Below are 353 nucleotides of genomic sequence, written 5' to 3'. Positions count from 1 at the left end.
TTCATCAAGTATCAGTACAAGCGCAGCGATATGTCCATGAATGAGCTTACCGAGGAGTTTATCCGTGACTATTGCCTTTACTTGAAAAATGTGGTAGGGCTTGCGCAGTCCTCCATTTGGATTTACTCCATACCTCTGAAGCATATCGTCACGGCGGCACACTACAACGGCAAGATACCGAGAAATCCGTTTGCCATGTACCACGTTGATCCAGACCACAAGGAACGTGAGTTCTTGACCTTGGACGAGCTTACCGCCATGACTGAGATAAAGTTGGAAGACCCCAACATGGCATTTGCGAGAGACCTTTTTATCTTTGGCAGTTGGACAGGTATAGCTTTCATCGACATCAA

The 353-nt window shown here is 46.5% G+C and carries 1 protein-coding gene; it reads left to right on the top strand.

The genetic code is table 11. The features are described from left to right. Positions 1-353, top strand: a 353-nt coding sequence (locus KSW37_RS15900) for a phage integrase SAM-like domain-containing protein (protein WP_217743543.1), incomplete at both ends; no start/stop codon positions are given.

It is taken from the genome of Segatella copri, from assembly GCF_019127135.1.
Taxonomy (GTDB): domain Bacteria; phylum Bacteroidota; class Bacteroidia; order Bacteroidales; family Bacteroidaceae; genus Prevotella.
The sequence above is the reverse complement of the archived record's forward strand: the minus strand, read 5'-3'. Positions and strand labels throughout refer to the sequence as shown.